General features: G+C 61.3%; 12 protein-coding genes. 2 read left to right on the forward strand and 10 right to left on the reverse strand.

Annotated features, from left to right (window positions below; all coding sequences use genetic code 11):
* Nucleotides 1-5 precede the first annotated feature (5 nt).
* From ACQRAX_RS04645 to ACQRAX_RS04690, 10 genes are all read right to left on the reverse strand, one after another.
* Nucleotides 6-1,199: an acyl-CoA dehydrogenase family protein gene (locus ACQRAX_RS04645; RefSeq protein ID WP_412039220.1), complete on the reverse strand. Its 1,194-nt coding sequence runs from the start codon at nt 1,197-1,199 to the stop codon at nt 6-8.
* Between the two features lie 66 nt (nt 1,200-1,265).
* Nucleotides 1,266-2,351 carry a Zn-dependent alcohol dehydrogenase gene (locus ACQRAX_RS04650; RefSeq protein ID WP_412039219.1) on the reverse strand — a complete coding sequence of 362 codons (1,086 nt, stop codon included), beginning with the start codon at nt 2,349-2,351 and terminating at the stop codon, nt 1,266-1,268.
* A 28-nt stretch (nt 2,352-2,379) separates the two neighbouring features.
* Entirely contained in the window at nt 2,380-3,732 is a 1,353-nt protein-coding gene (locus ACQRAX_RS04655) for a coniferyl aldehyde dehydrogenase (protein WP_412039218.1), read from the reverse strand.
* A 215-nt stretch (nt 3,733-3,947) separates the two neighbouring features.
* Nucleotides 3,948-5,315 carry a DUF1329 domain-containing protein gene (locus ACQRAX_RS04660; protein ID WP_412039217.1) on the reverse strand — a complete coding sequence of 456 codons (1,368 nt, stop codon included), beginning with the start codon at nt 5,313-5,315 and terminating at the stop codon, nt 3,948-3,950.
* Nucleotides 5,316-5,341: 26 nt separating this feature from the next.
* Nucleotides 5,342-7,171: a DUF1302 domain-containing protein gene (locus tag ACQRAX_RS04665; RefSeq protein ID WP_412039216.1), complete on the reverse strand. Its 1,830-nt coding sequence runs from the start codon at nt 7,169-7,171 to the stop codon at nt 5,342-5,344.
* Between the two features lie 91 nt (nt 7,172-7,262).
* Nucleotides 7,263-8,471, reverse strand: coding sequence for a lipid-transfer protein (locus ACQRAX_RS04670; RefSeq protein ID WP_412039215.1), 1,209 nt, complete (start codon nt 8,469-8,471; stop codon nt 7,263-7,265).
* A gap of 28 nt (nt 8,472-8,499) precedes the next feature.
* On the reverse strand, nt 8,500-9,639 hold the full coding sequence (locus tag ACQRAX_RS04675) for an acyl-CoA dehydrogenase family protein (protein ID WP_412039214.1): 1,140 nt from the start codon (nt 9,637-9,639) through the stop codon (nt 8,500-8,502).
* 128 nt (nt 9,640-9,767) lie between these two features.
* The gene (locus ACQRAX_RS04680) at nt 9,768-11,324 is read right to left on the reverse strand and encodes an acyl-CoA synthetase (RefSeq protein ID WP_412039213.1); all 1,557 of its coding nucleotides are present in this window, start codon (nt 11,322-11,324) and stop codon (nt 9,768-9,770) included.
* 4 nt (nt 11,325-11,328) lie between these two features.
* Nucleotides 11,329-12,885, reverse strand: coding sequence for an acyl-CoA synthetase (locus ACQRAX_RS04685; protein WP_412039212.1), 1,557 nt, complete (start codon nt 12,883-12,885; stop codon nt 11,329-11,331).
* A gap of 60 nt (nt 12,886-12,945) precedes the next feature.
* The gene (locus ACQRAX_RS04690) at nt 12,946-13,749 is read right to left on the reverse strand and encodes an enoyl-CoA hydratase/isomerase family protein (RefSeq protein WP_412039211.1); all 804 of its coding nucleotides are present in this window, start codon (nt 13,747-13,749) and stop codon (nt 12,946-12,948) included.
* 214 nt (nt 13,750-13,963) lie between these two features.
* On the opposite strand from ACQRAX_RS04690, the gene ACQRAX_RS04695 reads away from it, so the two are divergent.
* Together ACQRAX_RS04695 and ACQRAX_RS04700 are read left to right on the forward strand one after the other, a co-directional pair.
* A complete protein-coding gene (locus ACQRAX_RS04695) occupies nt 13,964-16,786 on the forward strand; it encodes a LuxR C-terminal-related transcriptional regulator (protein ID WP_412039210.1) in 2,823 nt (940 codons plus the stop codon).
* Between the two features lie 200 nt (nt 16,787-16,986).
* The gene (locus ACQRAX_RS04700; protein WP_412039377.1) at nt 16,987-18,087 is read left to right on the forward strand and encodes an acyl-CoA dehydrogenase family protein; all 1,101 of its coding nucleotides are present in this window, start codon (nt 16,987-16,989) and stop codon (nt 18,085-18,087) included.
* Nucleotides 18,088-18,097 lie beyond the last annotated feature (10 nt).

The raw sequence follows: 18,097 nt of genomic DNA on the forward strand, positions 1-18,097 counted from the left end.
GCGCCTTAGAGTTCGAGGATCATTTTTGCGATGATGTTCTTCTGGATTTCGTTTGCCCCACCGTAGATCGAAGCCTTGCGCGCATCCAGGTACTGATAGGTGGCCGCACTGCTGTAGTCGGTGTACAGCAACGGCTCCTCGCCATAACCCAGCTCGTCCTCGATGAACGGCATGGCGTAAGGGCCTACCGCTTTGCTCATCAGGTAGGTAATGGCCTGACGGATCTCGGTACCCTTGATCTTCAGGAACGAGCTTTCCGCCCCCGGCACCCCGCCTTCTTGCACCGCAGCCAAGGTGCGCAGGTTGCTCATCTGGGCAGCCATCAGTTGCATTTCCACCTCAGCGACCTGCGCCCGGAACAACGGCTCGTCGAGCAAAGGCTTACCGTCGCGCAGCTCCTGCGAAGCCATGTACTTGAGACGGCCGAGCAACGCCTTGTTCTGGGCAATACCACCGATGCTGGTGCGCTCATGGGTCAACAAGTACTTGGCACAGGTCCAGCCTTGGTTTTCCTGCCCTACCAGGTTCGCCACCGGCACCCGCACGTTGTCAAAGAACACCTCGTTGACTTCATGCTCGCCATCAAGGGTGATGATCGGCCGCACGGTAATGCCAGGCGTGTTCATATCGATCAGCAAAAAGGAGATGCCGCGCTGCTGACGCGCCTCTGGGTCGGTGCGTACCAGGCAGAACATCCAGTCGGCATAGTGCGCCAGGGTGGTCCAGGTCTTCTGACCGTTGACCACATAATGTTCGCCGTCGCGGGTCGCGCGGGTCTTCAGCGAGGAAAGGTCCGAGCCAGCACCCGGTTCGGAATAGCCCTGGCACCACCAATCCTCGCAGCTCAGGATACGCGGTAAAAACTGCGACTTCTGTGCCTCGGTGCCGAATTTAATGATCACCGGCGCCACCATTTTCAGCCCGAACGACACCACTTTCGGCGCCCCGGCGGCAAAGCACTCTTCGTCAAAAATGTGCTTTTGCACGGCGCTCCAACCGGTGCCGCCCAGTTCCACTGGCCAGCCAGGGGCTAACCAACCCTGCTGGTTGAGAATCTGCATCCACTGCACTTGATCCGCCTTGCTCAGGCGCTTGCCCTGGGTAATCCGCTCGGACAGCGCGTTGGGCAGCCGGTCACGCAAAAAGCCTCGAACGTCCTCGCGAAAGGCCTGCTCGGGCGCGGTGTAATCAATGTCCATCAATCAACTCCGTAGACCGGGGAGCTGCCGCCTTGGTGGACGGCAGACGGTTCATGTGGGCGCGTTTTACTCGTCGAAGATGATCACCGAGCGAGCCAGTTCACCACGGCGCAACTCATCGAAGGCTTCGTTGATGCCCTCAAGGCGGATGCGCTGGGAAATCATCTGGTCGAGCTTGAGCTTGCCAGCCATGTAGAAGTCCACCAGGCGCGGCATGTCCACCGGGAAACGGTTGGAGCCCATCAACGAGCCCTGGATACGCCGTTCATGCAACAACTGCAGAGGGTCAACCTCGATTTTCAGGCCTGGCTTGAGCATGCCGATCACGGTGGCGGTGCCACCCCGGGCGAGCATGGCGAACGCCTGTTCAGCAGTCTGCTTGAGGCCGATGCATTCGAACGCGTGATGCACACCTCCACGGGTCAGTTCCAGCACCTGTTTGGCAGCATCACCGCTCTTGGCGTTGACCACATCCGTGGCGCCAAACTGGCGAGCCAGTTCCAGTTTGCTGTCGAGCATGTCGATGGCGATGATTCGCCCTGCTCCGGCCAGCGCCGCGCCGTTGATGGCAGCCAGGCCAATACCGCCGCAGCCAATGACCGCCACAGTTTCCCCCGGACGCACCTTGGCGGTGTTGAACACCGCGCCGGTGCCGGTAGTGACTGCGCAGCCCAGCAGCGCGGCGCGGTCCAACGGCATGTCGCGGCGGATCGCCACGCAGGCGTTCTCATGCACCAGCATCTGTTCGGCAAAGCCGGACAGGTTGACGAACTGCGGGATCGGTTTTTGCACGTAGGTCAGCCGCGATTCTTCATCGGCTGCGCGCTTGGTTTCGGGTGAAACACACCGCGCCAGGTGGCCGGTCACGCAATGTTCACAGTGGCCACAGAACACGGTCAGACAGGTCACCACATGATCGCCGGGCTTGACCGAACGGACCTCGGAGCCGACCTGCTCGACCACGCCAGCGGCCTCATGCCCTAACACCAGGGGGCCGGGGAATGGAAAAGAACCATCGATCACATGCAGGTCTGAGTGGCAGACGCCGACGGCTTTGGTACGGATCAGCACTTCTCGCGGACCCGGCTTGCTAATGCCCACTTCTTCGATAACCAGCGGGGCTCCAACCTGGTGGAATACGGCAGCTTTCATGGCAATTCTCTTGATCGGGACGTAGGGCTCAAGCCGGGTTTGGCGCGGTATTCAGTACGGCCTTGGCATGACTGAAGGTGCGAAAGCCATCGATGCCGTGGTAAGCACCCATGCCACTCTGGCCAACGCCGCCAAACGGCAGACTTTCGGTGCTGGCATGGCTGAGCACGCCATTGAGGGTCACCCCACCCGAGCAGGTGCGTTTGAGTACACGGGCTTGTTCTTCAGCGTCGTGGCCAAAGTAATAAAGCGCCAAAGGTCGCGGCCGCGCGTTGATCCAGGCAATCACTTCGGTGAGGGTGTCGTAGGGTTTGATCGGCAGCAGAGGGCCGAAAATCTCGTCCTGCATCACCTGCAGTTGGTCACTGGGGTTACGCAACAAGGTCGGGGCAATTTTGTTCCCCGGCGCCTGGCTCAAGTCCTCGGCGCTGGGGTTGAGTTCGATCACCTCGACACCGGCTTGGCGCGCCTCAGTCAGGTAGCCGTGCAAACGCTGCACATGGCGGGCGTTGATGATCGAGGTGTAGTCAGGGTTGTCTTTGAGGGTGGGAAAGACCTTGGCCACTACGGCCTTGGCCACATTGATGAAGGCATCGACCGATTCGCGCGGCACAAACACGTAATCAGGCGCCACACACAGTTGCCCGGCGTTGAGCAGCTTGCCGATGACCACCTTGGTCACCGCGTCGTTGAAGTCGGCAGAGCGGGAGATGATACTCGGCGATTTTCCGCCCAGTTCCAGGGTGACCGGCACCAGGTTCTCTGCCGCTGCGCGCAGCACATGCTTGCCGATGCTGGTGGCACCGGTGAACAGCAAATGGTCAAAGGGTTGGCCACAGAATGCCTGACCGACCTGGGCATCGCCCAGCACCACCGCCACTTCGTCTTCAGCGTAAACCGAGCGGATCAATCGAGCGATCAGTGCCGAGGTGTGCGGGGTGAACTCCGACGGTTTGATCATCACCCGGTTGCCCGCGGCCAGTGCGCCTGCCAGGCCGCTGAAGACCATATAGCCGGGCACGTTCCAGGCGGTGACGATACCCACTACGCCCAGTGGCTGATACTGCACCCAGGCTTGACCGGCCTTGACTTCACGCGTTTCGGGCTGCATCCACTGGGCAAGTTGTGCCTTGGTCTGCTTGAGCGTTAACAAGGGTGAGAGCACCTCGCTGCCCTTGGAGAAACTCGGGCTGCGGTGGCCGAAATCGGCGGTCAAAGCATCGATGATTTCCTGTTCATGGTTGATCAGCAAACCGATCGCCCGGTCGATCAGTTCACTGCGTTGCTCGGCACTGTAGGGCTCATTGGCCAGAAACGCTGCTCGTTGCTTTTCCAGGATCGTGCGGATGTCTGTGCTCGTCGAATCTTCGATAGCGCTCATCACTTCCTCGCTTGTTATTGTCAGGATGCTGGTTGCATGGTTGATCATCAGCTTGGCGCTGCCGCCACCCGGATCAGGTGGTTGAGCACGCTTGAATCGGCGCGGTGTCAGTTGTTGCGCGGTGCCCGCATTGCTGGCAAGGCGGAATCCGGCATGGACCGAAATGCACAACGCCCTGCGAACAGGGCGTTGTTGCAAGCAAGGCCTTTCAAGTCTCAGCGGATCCCGGCGTTACGCAGCGCCGACGGGGTAAAGTCTGTCAACTTCGCACTAATCCCGTAGGTAGTGGCGTGTCGCGACTGGTTGGTCATCGCCAGTACGTTGTAGCGTCCCGCGATCAGGTCGTAGATACCGAGCATGGCGAAGTTGGCGGCACCACGTTCGTAATCATTCATCGCATAGCCCTCCGCCACCCGCCACAGCTGACCGCGGCCATCGTAGTGATCGACTTCGGCCAGTTGCCAGGTGTCTTCGTCAAAGTACATGTCGCGCTTGGCATAGATATGCCGTTGCCCCGGTTTGAGCGTGGCCTGTACATGCCAGACACGATGCAACTCATAACGTGTCAGGTCCTGGTTGATGTGCCCCGGTTTGATGATGTCGTCGTACTTGAGTTTCGGCGACTGCAGCTTGTAGTTGTTGTAGGGGATGTACATCTCCTTCTTGCCAATCAGCTTCCAGTCATAGCGGTCCGGCGCGCCGTTCATCATGTCGGTGTTATCGGCGGTGCGCATGCCGTCAGAGCCATTGCCCGGGCCGTCGTAGGCCACCTGCGGTGCACGCCGCACCCGGCGCTGGCCGGCGTTGTAGACCCAGGCCAGGCGGGGTTCCTTGACCTGATCGATGGTTTCGTGGATCAGCACCACGCTGCCGGCCAGACGCGACGGTGCGGTGATTTCCTGCTTGTAGTAGTAAAGGACGTTATCGCCCTGCCCCTGCTTGACGTCGTCCATCAGTTGCGGAAAAGCCAAGGTATCGTTGTATTCAACAATCGAGTAAGAGCCGTTGGTTTGCGGTGCCGCCTGGGCCGCCTCGCGCGTCATGTTGCCGCCACGGTAGCGATTGGTGTGGTTCCAGTAGACTTCAACGCCACTTTTAGGGATAGGGAATGGGTAGTAGCGGGTTTGGGAAAAATGCTCCAGGCCGTTGCCATCAGGCGTCAGCTCAGTAGTCACCGCACTTTCTTTGGCAATGTCGTAGATGTTCTGCGGCGAGGCCGCTGTACGCTGGGTCTTGTACACCGGAATCTTGTAGCTGTCCGGGTAGCGCTTGAACAGGGCCAACTGGCCCGGGGTGAGTTTGTCCTTGTATTGCTCGGCGTTGGCGGCGGTAATCACCAACAACGGTTTGTCATTGGTGAATGGATCACCGAGAAATCCGTTGTCCAACGCCGCAGCACCGGGCTTGAGACCACCGGTCCAGGCCGGAATGCTACCGTCGGCATTGGCCTTTTTCTCGGCCCCCAGCGGGGTCAGGGTAGTGCCCAGTTGGGCAGCCTCCTGAGGAGAAACGGCGGCCATTACGCCACTGGCCAGCAGTGAAAGACTCAGTGCGCCAGCGCGCAAAATGAAACGTGCGTTCATGTTCAAGTACCTCTGGCAGGGTTGCATCAGAAATTCAAGCCGAAGCTCAGGGCGAGAAAGTCGCGGTCGACGTTGGTGTTGAAATCGCCATCAAAGAAGTTGGTGTAACTCAGGCTGGCGGTGTAGGTGTTCTGGTACTCGGCATCCACGCCGACACTGACCGCCTTGGACCCTTCGTCGAAGTTCGGGCCATAGCCCTCAACGTCGTGGGACCAGGCCAGGTTGGGCGACAGGTTGATGCCGGCGATCACGTTCTGGTAGTCGAGCTTGCCGCGCAGCCGATAGCCCCAGCTGTTGCTGGTATAGAAACCATCATCGTTGCATTCCTGGGCCGGGTTGCTGGCCCTCGGGGTGCCCGCTGCGCTGCCTTGGCACGTGGCCAGGCCTGCCGCCCCTGGCAACTCACCGGCACCAAAGGCCGGGCTGCGGCCAAAGCGCAGATCGGAACCGTCAGCCTTGCCCAAGCCATTGATATGGTTGTAGCCCACCTCCCCCACCAGCGTCAGGCGGCTGGCACCCAGTACCTGGTCAAAGAACTGGGTGGCGGTCATCTGCGCCTGAGACACCGCCATGCGCTTGTAGCCATTGACTTCGGCACCCAGGTTACGGCCAGCAAAACCGGTGGTAATCAGCGGTGAAGTGGCACCGAAGGTCGCGGCGGACAACAGGTCAGCGGTGTTCAACTGCAACGGCATGTTCGGCCGGTAACTGACCTCGCCACCCAGGGCCACAGAGCCGACGTTGGTCTGGAAACTCAGGCCATATAGGCGGATGTCTTCCGGATAATCGATGAAGTAGCGGGCACTGCGTGCCGATGCCAGGCCACCCGCCGCACTGCTCATCTGGTTGATGCTCAGGTAAGGGTTACGGCTGTGGTAGTTCATGGCGTAGGCACCAAACTCGGTGTCATTGAGCTGCGGCACGAACCAGCGCAAGGCCAGGCCGTACTGACCGCTGTCACGGGCGTCCTTGTCCTTGAGCCGCGGGATGTAGGCATCGTCCAGACCGGCAGCAATCGCGCCCAGCCCCCCGGTGTTTTGCGCCTGGCCAGGTGGCAGGTCGAGACCGGCAATCACCAGACGGTCGTTACAGCCCTGAGGGACGCCATCGTTGCCGAAGAAGGTCCCGCAGTTGTCGACTACCGATTTCTCCCACTCCAGCTGCAAGAACGCTTCGGCGGTGAGGTTCTCGGTCAGCCCTTGGGACAGATAGAACAGATTGACCGGGATCAGGCCTTCCTTGACCTCGGCACCTGGGCGCCGTAGCGCCGCCACGTCGATGGGGTTGATACTGTTGATCGAGTTGCCGATGAAGGTGCTCTCACCCCAGCTCACCACCTGCTTGCCGAGCCGAGCGTTGCCGACCAGATCACCGATTGCATAATTGTGATAAACGAAGCTGTCGAGAAACATTGCCCCGGATGACTTGGCAGCGCGATCGCGGCCACTGTCGTCGATGTCATAGAACGGCCGATGCTCGTCCATCAACTCAAAGTCGTACCAGTATTTGCCGCGCACGAAGGCACCGCTGTCACCGTACTTGAGTTCTAGGTCATGCACGCCCTTGAAGATTTTCGAGAAGGTTTCACCCTTCTTGAAGTTCAGGCGGTTGTCGTCGGTGGTCCGCGATGCGGACGAACCCGACTTGCCCTGTGAGTTGAAGTTGGAAATGAACTTCGAATCCGCGTCGCTGGTTGCCCAACTGGCGCCGATGGACAGTGCCGAATCGAAGTTGCCCTGGATCTCACCGATGTGGAACTCAACCGCGTGGGCGTGATCACCCGCGCTAGTGGCAAAGGTTACAGCTACGGCCAGCAGACTTGGCTGGAAGACGCCGCGCATTGTTGTTTTTGTCATGCGGTTCTCCGGTTAGGGATGAGGGGTGCATCCATGCAAGGGGGATTCGGGTGACGTCCTTACACTCGGGGTGATGTGCAGCACACGGCGACTAGCCCGCTGCGTTAACGTTGCCGTACAGCGTCACTACACACGCACCACCCAGGCCCAGGTTGTGGGCCAGGGCCAGACGCGCGCGTTCGACCTGACGCTGTTCGGCGTTACCGCGCAGTTGCTGAGTCAGTTCGTAGCACTGGGCCAGGCCGGTGGCCCCCAGCGGATGCCCTTTGGAGAGCAGGCCACCCGAGGGGTTGATGACGATCTGCCCGCCGTAGGTGTTGTCGCCGTCTTTGACGAACTGTTCCGCGCCGCCTTCAGGGCAAAAGCCCAGGGACTCGTAACAGATCACCTCGTTCTGGGCGAAGCAGTCGTGTAACTCGCAGACGTCGATATCCTGCGGGCCGACGCCGGCCTTCTCGTAAACCTGCGTCACCGCCGCGCGGGTCATGTGCGTGCCGACCCAGTCGAGCATCGAAGGCTTGTCGAAGTTGAATGATTCCGGGGTGTCGGTGGTCATCGCCTGGGCCAGGATCTGCACGTCACGACGCAGGCCGTGCTTACGGGCGAAGCGCTCTGAAACCAGAATCGCCGCAGCACCACCGCAGGTCGGCGGGCAGGCCATCAGCCGGGTCATCACCCCAGGCCAGAGCACCGGGTCAGCCATCACGTCTTCGGTTTTAAGGACTTTGCGAAACAGCGCCAGGGGATTGTTGGCCGCATGACGGCTGGCCTTGGCGCGCACAGCGGCGAAGGTTTCCATGCGTGTACCGTACTTTTGCATGTACTCGCGCCCAGCGCCGCCAAAGGTGCGCAGCGCCTGTGCCATTTCGCTGCCAACATCGGCAGTCAGGCCGCGCAGGATCGGCAAAAAGCGCTCACGGGTCGGCGGGCGATCATCCCAGTGAGACTTCAACGGGCCGGCCTGCATCTGTTCGAAACCGACCGCCAGCACACAATCGGCCGACCCCGACTCGATGGCCTTGCGCGCCAGGTACAACGCGGTGGAACCGGTGGAGCAGTTGTTGTTGACGTTGACCACCGGAATACCGGTCATGCCCACTTCATACAGCACGGTCTGGCCGCAGGTGGAGTCACCGTAGACATAACCGGCGTAGGCCTCCTGCACCAGCTCATAGCCAATGCCGGCATCGGCCAGGGCACGGCGCACCGCTTCTGCGCCCATCTGTACATAGGTCGGGCTCGTGCCGGGCTTGCTGAAGGGAATCATACCAACGCCGACAACCAATACGTTTTCGCTCATGGAGTCACCTGAAAATCTCGGGAGTGGATCAAAGCTTGCGCGCGATCAGCTCGCGCAGCACTTCACTGGTACCGCCGAAAATGCGCGTCACACGCATGTCGACAAAGGCACGGGCAATCGGATACTCGAGCATGTAGCCGTAGCCGCCGTGCAGCTGGACCATGTCGTCGATGCACTTGCACAAGGTCTCGGTAGCGAGCAGTTTGGCGATCGCCGACTCTTGCACGGTAAGGCGGCGGCGCATGTGCTCGCCTATGTAGTGGTCGATGGTCAAGCGCACGGCGGTGGCTTGCGCCTTGATGTCGGCGAGTTTGAATTTGGTGTTCTGAAAGTCCCAGACGGTCTGGTTGAACGCCTTGCGGTCCTTCACATATTCAATGGTCTGTTCGAGCATGCGTTCGAGTTTGGCGGCGCTGTACAGGGCAATCACCAGGCGCTCCTGGGGCAGCTCTTCCATCAAATGGATAAAGCCCTTGTTCTCTTCACCCAGCAGGTTACTCACCGGTACCCGCACATCATCGAAGAACAGCTCGGCGGTGTCGGCCGCCGCCTGGCCAACTTTCTCCAGCTTGCGGCCACGGCGAAAGCCCGCCCGGTCGCATTCGACCATGATCAGGCTGCAGCCCTTGGCACCGGCGCTGGGGTCGGTCTTGCACACCACCACGACCATGTCGCAAGACAGACCATTGCTGATGAAGGTCTTGCTGCCGTTGATCACCCACTCGTCACCGTCGCGCACGGCGGTGGTGCGAATCGCCTTGAGGTCCGAGCCGGTGCCCGGTTCGGTCATGGCCACGGCCAGCACGGTTTCGCCGGTGCATATTTTCGGTAGCCATTGGTGCTTTTGCGCTTCGGTGCCCAGGCGCACGATATACGGCGCGACAATGTCCGAATGCACCCCCAGGCTCCAGCCCGAGACACCAGCGCGGTACAGCTCCTCGATGAGCACCGCGCTATGCCCGAAATCACCGCCACCGCCGCCATATTCGGCTGGCACCGTGAGGCACAGCAGGTTGTGGCGACCGGCCTTGAGCCAGGTTTCCCGGTCGACCTGCCCGGCTTCGTCCCACTGCGCCTGCCTGGGCAGGCACTCACGCTCAAAGAAACGCCGCGCGCTTTCACGCAACATTTCATGGTCTTCACGGTAGACAGTTCGGTTGATGTGCATCGGGATCTCCAGTGGGTTGGCAGACCGAGGTGCGCCTGCTTCGTAGCCCCAATGTAGTGAGCCGGGGGGGTGTTTAAGCCACCCGGATCGGGTAGCGCGAATGGCTGCTGTAACGTATGAAACCGATGTCAGTTCGCAGGCGCTGCAGCGCCCACCGCGTAGGCCTGGCGCAGCACCCGCTTGAGCACCTTGCCTGCTGCCGAGAGCGGCAATTGCTCACGAAATTCCACGGTCTTGGGGCACTTGTAGCGGGCGATGAACTGGCGGCAATGCTCACGTAATTGCGCCACGTCCACCTGAGCGCCAGGGTTACACACCACCACTGCGTGCACCGCTTCACCCCACTGCGGATGGGGAACGCCAATCACCGCGCACTGGGCCACTGCCGGGTGTCGAGCGAGCACGTTCTCGACTTCGGCCGAGTAGATGTTCTCGCCGCCACTGACGATCATGTCCTTGAGCCGGTCGACGATGAACAGATAACCCTGCTCGTCCATGTAGGCGGCGTCGCCGGTGTACAACCACCCCTCACGCAAAACTTTGGCGGTCTCTTCAGGTTTGTTCCAGTAACCTTGCATGATGTTCGGCCCACGGACGATGATCTCGCCTACCGTACCGCGCGACACCTCACGCCCTTGCAGATCGACAATCTTCACCTGCACGCCAAGGCCGCCACGTCCCACTGACCGCGACAGCCCACTGGCCCGCGCTTCGGGGCGGTGGTTGCACGGCAAGTTACTGGACACCACCGGACAGGCCTCGGTGAGACCATAGGAGTGGGACAGTTCGATATCCGGTAACCGCGCCAGTAACTGCTCAACCATCTCGCCAGCGCTGGGTGAGGCGCCATAGGTCAGGCGTTTGAGACTGCCCAGGTAATAACGGTCGAAATGCGGATGGGCCAACAGTGCAAGGATCATGCTTGGCACCAGCAAGGTTTCGGTGATCCGCTCACGCTCAATCACCTGCAAGGTGTGTTCGGCATCGAAACCCGCTACCAGCACGTGACTTTCGCCCGCCAGGAACTGGATCAGTGCCCGCGCCATCCCGGCAACGTGGAACAGTGGTGCCACATGCAACAAGCGCCCGCCTGCTATTGGCGGCATGTCCACCATACGCGGCAGGCAAGCCGACCAGAGATTAAGGTGCGACTGCATCACCCCTTTGGGAAAGCCGGTGGTGCCGCCGGTGTACATGATGCAGGCGAGGTCATCGCCGCCGCGTCCGGCATCCTCCACCGCTGGCGAGTTGGCAATCAGCTGCTCAAAGCCGTGCATGCCCGCGGGCACATCCCCGTCCCCGGCATAGATGAACAGCGGTCGAGTACCGGCCATGGCGCGGATGTCATCGGCCATGGCGGCGAACGGCTCATCGATCAACAGAATGCCGGTGGCGCAATCATCGAGCGAGTAAACGATCTCGGCCACGCTCCAGCGACAATTCACCGGGTTGACCACCCCGCCACCCCACCACACGGCAAACAGGTATTCCAGGTAGCGGTCGCTGTTGTGCGCGAGCATGCCGACCCGGTCGCCCGGAGCCATCCCCAGGCGTCGCAAAGCCCCCGCCAGGCACCCAACGCGCTCGACAAACTGGCGATAGGTGTGGCGACGTTCGCCGTACAGGGTGGCGAGATGCTCCGGGTTTTGTTGCAAAGTACGGTGCAGGCACTGGGTCATGTACATGGCGTTAGCTCACCCCGCGGTCCTTACCGGCCCAGAACGGTTCACGCAAGTCACGCTTGAGGACTTTGCCCGCACCGGACAGCGGCAGCGTGTCGCGAAACTCCACGCTTTTCGGAGTTTTGTAGCCCGCAATCTGCCGACGACAGTGCTCGATGATTTCCGCATCGCGGGCCTGGCCATCGGGCTTGAGGACGACCACTGCATGCACCGATTCGCCCCATTGCGCACAGGGAATGCCAATTACCGCGCAAGCGGCCACGGCCGGATGACTGGCAATGGCACTTTCCACTTCGCCGGAATAGACGTTTTCCCCGCCGCTGACAATCATGTCCTTGAAGCGATCGACAATGTAGAGGTAGCCCGCTTGATCCATGTATGCGCCATCGCCGGTGTGCATCCAGCCGCCGCGCAGGGCATGGGCAGTTTCTTGCGGCTTGTTCCAGTAGCCGAGCATAATGTTCGGCCCACGCACCACCACTTCGCCGACAGTGCCGCGCGGCACTTCGTTGCCCTGTTCATCGACAATGCGCACGGTCACGCCCAGCCCTGGCCGTCCGGCCGAACACAGCAGGCCATTGGCGATACCTTCGGGGCCATGGTTTTCCGGACCATTGGCGGAAATCGGTGGCACGGCCTCGGTCATGCCATAGCCCTGGGTGAATTCGACCTGCGGCAAAGCCTTCAGGGCCAGCTCCAGCAACGGCACGGCAATCGGCGAAGCACCATAGGTCAGGCTGCGCAGACAGCTCAGGTCATGCTGGGAAAACTCGGGATGCATGATCAAGGCCTGCAGCATGGTGGGCACGATGAGGATGTCGGTGACGCGCTCACGGGCAATGGTGCGCATCACATTCAGCGCATCGAAGGCCGGCACGAAAACGCTCGGCAGGCCGATCAACGCAAGCAGAATCACTCTGGAGAGCGCCGCCAGGTGGAACATCGGCGCGATATGCAGGGTCAGGGCGTCGGCCGGCACAGGTACATCGGCAGCGCGTGCGATTGCCGCCGACCACAGGTTCATGTGTGACAGCATCACGCCCTTGGGCTGTCCAGTGGTACCGCCGGTGTAGAGGATGCTGGCGAGGTCGTCATCACCGCGAAAGGCGTCATCTACTGGCTGTGCCTCACGGATCAATTGTTCGTAGCTGAGCATGCCTGCCGGCGCCGGCCCGTCGCCGACATGAATCAATAGCGGCCGCACCTTGGCGCTGGCGGCGATTGCATCGGCCATGGCCAGGAAGGTGTCGTCGATCATCAGGATGCGGGTGTCGCAATCATCCAGCGAATAGACGATTTCCGCCACGCTCCAGCGGATGTTCACCGGGTTGACCACACCCCCGCCCCACCAGGTCGCCAGGTAATACTCCAGAAAGCGGTCGGAATTCAGCCCGAGCAGACCTACCCGGTCGCCGCTGTGCATCCCCAGCTGTTGCAAGGCTCCGGCCAGGCGCGCTACCCGCTCGGCCAACTGGGCATAGGTGTGGCGTCGGTCGCGAAACACCGTCGCCAGGGCATCAGGCTTTTGCTGCACCATGCGGTGCAGCCCTTGAGTCAGGTACATGGAACGCTCCTGTGAATTATTGTTGTCAGGCAAGAACAGCGGTATTACGGGGCTGCCAGGTCACGCCCCGGTGTATCGCGGGGCGCGTTGTTCGGCCTGGGCCAGACGGCTTTCGGCCTGGTCCTGGCTTTCGCGCAGCAAGCCCCAGTGCAGGTGGGTCTGGGTGGCGAATTCGCGTGCGGTGAGGTGGCCGGTCTGCAGCGCCAGGCGCTTGATCGCCTGCACGGCCAGCGGTCCATTGACGGCTATGCGCTGCGCCAGGCCCAAGGCTGCCGGCAGCAGTTGCTCGTGCGGCACCAGGTTGCTGATCAAGCCAATACGTAACGCCTCCTGGGCGTCGACTGGTTCACCGGTAAGGGCGATTTTCATGGCGTGGGCAGCGGGAATGGCGCGCAGCAGGTACTGCACGCCACCGGCGGCCGGAATGCTCGCTGTGCCTACTTCGGGCAAACCGAAGCTGGCCTCGCTGGCGGCAAGCCGCAGGTCACACTGCAGCGCCAGCTCAAAGCCGCCACCCAGACAGGCGCCGTTGATTGCCGCGATGATCGGCTTCCAGATTTCCAGGTCGGTCAGGTCCAAGAGCCGGCCATACCCCCCCTCCTCAGCTTCGGCCTCGCGGCTTTTCAGCGCGGCCCCCACATAGCCGGGCACGGTTCGCAACGAGGCATTCAGGTTGATGCCCGAACAAAACGCGCGCCCTCCCGCACCAGTAACCACGATGACCCGCACCTGCTCATCGTCCTGGCAGGCGCTTAGCGTCTTGCGCAGGTGCATCAGCTCGCTGACACTCAGGGTATTGGTCGAGGGTTGCCCATCGAGGGTGATGAGTGCCACGTGCTCGATGATCTTGAACTGTATCGCCATGGCTAACTCCTACTGCGGTGCATGGTGTTCGTGTTGTTGTACGGGTCAGGCAGCACCCCGGTTGTTCTGTCATGCAGTAGAACAACCACAAGGCTCGCCCCCACCACCCGCATCGGGTGGCGATTGCCAGCCCGATAAGCCAGGGCTTCTAGCGCTGGGTTACATTCAGCTAGATTCAGTGCATGCTTAAAAACAAAAATGAAGCGGGAAGCCCATGGACAAACACCGCAAGTCCGCTGCAGCGGATAGCCTCGCCAGCCAGGTCCTGAATCTGACACAGTCGCCAATCGTCAGTACCAAGCTGATCCCGCCACGCAGCACCGGGCGCCTGATTTCCCGCGAGCGCCTGCAGGAGCAGATGCTCAAGGCACGGCGCCAGCGCTGCATCGTGCTGCAGGGGCCGGCCGGTTGCGGTAAGACGTCGACCTTGATCGCCTGGCGCCAGGCCCTGTTGCCCCTGGGGTTCGACGTGGCCTGGCTGACCCTGTCTGCCGACGACAATGAGCTGACTCGCTTTCTCGACTATCTGCTGGCGAGCCTGGGTTACGTCGACCCGAGCCTGGTGCACGAGGCCACGCAACTGGAAGGTCGCGGCATCGACAGTGAAGCGGTGGAGCGTACGGTGATCACCCTGGTGCGCAGCATTGCCCGTCGTGGCACTGAACTGGTACTGGTGCTCGATGATCTGCATCACCTGACCGACGTGGCCATTCACCAGGCGCTGCAATGGCTGCTCGATTACGCGCCTGCCAACCTGCACCTGGTGGTGGTGTCGCGCAGTGCGGTGCCGCTGTCGCTGGCGCGGCTACGCAGTCAGGACCAGGTGCAAACCTTGAATCTGCGCGACCTGCGCTTTACTGCGGCGGAATCCGAACAGTTTCTCAAGGCGCAGCTGGGCCAGGTCGATGCCCGCGATGCCAAGCTGATGCACGAATTGACTGATGGCTGGGTGGCGGGTTTGCAATTGCTGGCCGTGAGCCGCAAGAAAAATCGTCCAGCCCCAGCGACGGCGTCTGCACCTCTGCACACGCAGATACGTGACAACCAGGCGTTTGCGCGTTTTTTTGAAGTTGAGGTGTTGTCGCATCTGTCACCCACCGACCTTGATTTACTGTTGCTCATGGCGGTCTGCAACCGCTTTTGTGCCTCGCTGTGCGCAGCCCTGAGCGGTCACTCAGAAGCGGTCAACGCGGCCAATGCGCTGCTGACGCGCCTGGAGCGGGACAACCTGTTCCTGATCCCGGTGGACAGTGCCGGGCGGGAGACCTGGTATCGCCTGCACCCGTTGCTGCGCGAAACCCTGCTCAAATACTTCGACTCGCGCAGCAGCGCGGAGCAACAGGCCGTCCATGTCCGGGCCTGGGCCTGGTTTCGCGACCACAACCACCTGGATGAAGCGGTTCACCATGCGGTCATGGGCGGCAACCCTGCAGCCGCTGCGGTACTGGTAGAGCAACACGCGCAGACGCTGTATGCCCATGGTGACCTGCGCATGTTGATCGAGCTGGTGCGGCTGCTACCGGCAGAGCAGGTGCAGTCGCGGGTCAAGCTGCGCCTGATCAAGACGCGAATGCAACTCTATGCCCGAGATTTTGCCGCCTGCGCCGAAAGCCTTGAGCAGTTGTTTCGCGAGGTTCCCGAGCAGGATGCGCACGAACGTTTCATGTTGGCGCTGCTGCGTGCATCCCTGGCTTTGCAACGCGATGACACCGATGCCGCGATGACGGTGGTGCCACACTTGCTCAACCCACCCGCCGACAGTGACCCCGTGGCCATTGGCTCTTGCGCCAACATCCTGTCCTGGCTCTACATGCACCGCGGCGACTACGAAAAAGCCCGTCAGGTGCAACTTGACCGCCCTGTACTGCTGATCAACGGCGACCCCTTTCTCGGCACCAGCGCCGGCAGCCTGCAAGGTCGCTGCATGATTGGCCTGAGCCTGGCTCTTGAGGGCCAGATGACCCAGGCCGAACGGGTCTATCGCGATGTGTTGGAGGAAGCCAGCCATTGCGGCAAGGCCGGTGCCGATGCCACGTACCTGTCCGCAGCCTTGTTGGGTGAGGTGCTGTACGAAACTAACGAAGTCGATGCCGCCTTCAAGTTGCTGTCAGGCTGGATCGACATTCTCGAACGGATCTCGATCCCTGACTCCGTACTGCGCGTGCTCCAAGTGCTGTGGAATGTGCAATGGCTGGCTGGTAACCACCAGGAGGCCTTTGCCTTTGTCGAGCGTCTGGATGAATACGCGGTCAAGTTGGGGCTGGATCGTCTGCAAGCCTATTGCCTGACCTGGCAGACACACTGGTTACTGCTGCTGGGCGAACCGCAAGCAGCACGCGCCAAGCTGACGCGCCTGGAAGCGATCGATGCCCGGCACCCGAATGCCGGCCACAGTGCGCTCAAGGAAATTCACATCCTCACCGAAAATGCCCGGGTGCGCTGGCAGCTCGATCAGGGCGACCTGGAGGGCGCCTGCGAGCGACTGGAACAACTGATTGCTACCTGTGAACAGCACCGCCGGCAGTTGGGTACCGTGCGTTTGCTGGTGCTGAGCGCCGTGGTCGAGTCCGAGCGCGGCAATCGCGACCGGGCACGCGACAAGGTCATGGAGGCGTTGCGTCGCGGGCAGCGCTTCGGTTTACTGCGCAGCCTGCTGGACGCCCATCCCAATGGCCTGGCGCTGATCAGCGCAGTCGCCAGCAGTGAAGCCCTGGACCCGGTGCTGGCTTTCTATGTCGAGCGACTGCAAGCGGCACAGTCAGCGGTGCCGACAGTGGTAACCGGCGTAACCATGGTCACTGCACCGCGCAAACCCAGTGCAAGGGCAATCGAACCGTTGAGCGAGCGTGAACTCGAAGTGCTGCGCCTGCTCGCCCAAGCCTTGCCGAACAAGAAAATCGCCCGGGCGCTGAGTCTGTCGCCCGAAACGGTGAAGTGGCACCTGAGCCATATCTACAGCAAGCTGGGTGTCAGCAGCCGCGATGAAGCGGTTGCGCGCATGCGTGATCTTCATGCTCACGACAGCGACGCGCACTGAATTCGGTAGCCTCCTCCACCACACGTTTTTGACCTCGCCACCCGCCTCGGGTGGCGTTCGGCCAAAGCCCTCGACCTATCGTAATCCTCAAGCCACAGGCGCATGGCGCGCCTTGCGTAAGCACTTGGCCCAAGCGGCCGGCCATCCTTGAGGAGACTTGCGTGCAGATTGCCCGAACCGTCCTGCGAGACGACCATGAGATGTTCCGCACCACCGTGCGGCGCTTTTTCGAACGTGAATGCTTGCCACGCCAGGCGGCGTGGGACAAGGCCGGCCAGGTTGATCGCAAAACCTGGCTCAAGGCCGGCCGTGAAGGCTTGCTGGGCATCAGTTTGCCCACCGAGTACGGCGGTGGTGGCGGCGACTTCGGCCACTGTGCGGTGTTCAACGAAGAATTCGCCCGCTGCGGTATCAGCGGCCCTTACTTCGGCATGCACTCCGACGTTATCGCTCCGTACATCAACCGTTGCGGCACTGAAGAGCAGAAACGCCGCTGGCTGCCGGCGATCTGCGCTGGCGAGATCATCCTGGCCATCGCCATGACCGAGCCGGGCACCGGTTCCGACCTCAAGGCCGTGCGCACCATCGCCGTGCGTGAGGGGGATGAGTATGTGATCAATGGCAGTAAAACGTTCATCAGCAACGGCCTGACCGCGGACCTGGTGATCGTCGTGTGCAAGACCGATCCGAATGCCGGCGCCAAAGGCATTAGCCTGATCGCGGTGGAAGCTAACCGTGTGGGCTTTGTCCGCGGGCGCAAACTGGACAAGGTTGGCCAACACGCCCAGGACACCGCCGAACTGTACTTCGACAACCTGCGGGTGCCGGTCGGCAACCTCCTGGGCGAAGAAGGCCTGGGCTTTAGCTACCTGATGGCCGAACTGCCTCAGGAGCGCTTCTCCATCGCTGTGTCTGCCGCGGCCAAGCTGGAGCGCCTGCTGGAGCAGACCCTGGACTACGTGAAAGAGCGCAAGGCCTTCAATCAGACCGTGTGGGACTTCCAGAACACCAAGTTCAAGCTCGCCGATATCAAGGCCCAGGCCAGCGCGCTGCGGGTGATGGTCGATTACTACCTGGGCGAGCACATGCGTCGACGCCTGACCCTCGAAGAAGCGGCAATCGCCAAACTGCACTGCACCGAAACCCTGTCGCGTTGCATCGACGACATGGTCCAGCTGCACGGCGGCTACGGCTACATGCTCGAGTACCCGATCGCCCGCGCCTTTGTCGACATGCGCGTCAACCGCATTTACGGCGGCACCAGTGAAGTCATGCGCGAACTGATCGCGCGCAAGCTCTGACCCTAGAAAA

This window comes from Pseudomonas sp. UM16 (genome assembly GCF_050312595.1).
In the GTDB taxonomy this organism is placed as follows: domain Bacteria; phylum Pseudomonadota; class Gammaproteobacteria; order Pseudomonadales; family Pseudomonadaceae; genus Aquipseudomonas.

What these genes read in the sequence shown, in the direction of transcription:
- ACQRAX_RS04645 (WP_412039220.1), bottom strand. Translation starts at nt 1,199, where the DNA reads ATGGACATTGATTACACCGCGCCCGAGCAGGCCTTTCGCGAGGACGTT.
- ACQRAX_RS04650 (WP_412039219.1), bottom strand. Translation starts at nt 2,351, where the DNA reads ATGAAAGCTGCCGTATTCCACCAGGTTGGAGCCCCGCTGGTTATCGAA.
- ACQRAX_RS04655 (WP_412039218.1), bottom strand. Translation starts at nt 3,732, where the DNA reads ATGAGCGCTATCGAAGATTCGACGAGCACAGACATCCGCACGATCCTG.
- ACQRAX_RS04660 (WP_412039217.1), bottom strand. Translation starts at nt 5,315, where the DNA reads ATGAACGCACGTTTCATTTTGCGCGCTGGCGCACTGAGTCTTTCACTG.
- ACQRAX_RS04665 (WP_412039216.1), bottom strand. Translation starts at nt 7,171, where the DNA reads ATGACAAAAACAACAATGCGCGGCGTCTTCCAGCCAAGTCTGCTGGCC.
- ACQRAX_RS04670 (WP_412039215.1), bottom strand. Translation starts at nt 8,471, where the DNA reads ATGAGCGAAAACGTATTGGTTGTCGGCGTTGGTATGATTCCCTTCAGC.
- ACQRAX_RS04675 (WP_412039214.1), bottom strand. Translation starts at nt 9,639, where the DNA reads ATGCACATCAACCGAACTGTCTACCGTGAAGACCATGAAATGTTGCGT.
- ACQRAX_RS04680 (WP_412039213.1), bottom strand. Translation starts at nt 11,324, where the DNA reads ATGTACATGACCCAGTGCCTGCACCGTACTTTGCAACAAAACCCGGAG.
- ACQRAX_RS04685 (WP_412039212.1), bottom strand. Translation starts at nt 12,885, where the DNA reads ATGTACCTGACTCAAGGGCTGCACCGCATGGTGCAGCAAAAGCCTGAT.
- ACQRAX_RS04690 (WP_412039211.1), bottom strand. Translation starts at nt 13,749, where the DNA reads ATGGCGATACAGTTCAAGATCATCGAGCACGTGGCACTCATCACCCTC.
- ACQRAX_RS04695 (WP_412039210.1), top strand. Translation starts at nt 13,964, where the DNA reads ATGGACAAACACCGCAAGTCCGCTGCAGCGGATAGCCTCGCCAGCCAG.
- ACQRAX_RS04700 (WP_412039377.1), top strand. Translation starts at nt 16,987, where the DNA reads ATGTTCCGCACCACCGTGCGGCGCTTTTTCGAACGTGAATGCTTGCCA.